Genomic DNA, 255 nt, shown 5'->3' with positions numbered 1-255 from the left:
ATGGGGTATCTGGGTTACAAGATACCAGAAACGAGAATTCAGGAAGACCTAGTGAAAGAGAACTTAGCATGGAAGAGAAATACGCAAGACTAGAAGCTCAAAATAATTTATTAAAGGCAGAAAACGAGCTATTAAAAAAGATTCGTTTGGCAGAAAGGAGGATGAAAAAGTAGTTCTCCCTCCTTTCCAAAAATATCGCCTCATACATTCGGTAATTGAAAAATACCAATTGAAGCATATGGTGAGTTATTTATG

1 pseudogene is annotated in these 255 nt (G+C 36.1%); it reads left to right on the top strand.

What is annotated here, in order from left to right:
- Positions 1-255: pseudogene (locus tag M3600_RS28760) on the top strand (IS3 family transposase); the annotation flags it as partial.

The sequence above is a fragment of the Niallia sp. MER 6 genome (assembly GCF_023714395.1).
Classification (GTDB): Bacteria; Bacillota; Bacilli; order Bacillales; family Cytobacillaceae; genus Niallia.
This window is presented reverse-complemented; position numbering and strand designations above follow the sequence as displayed.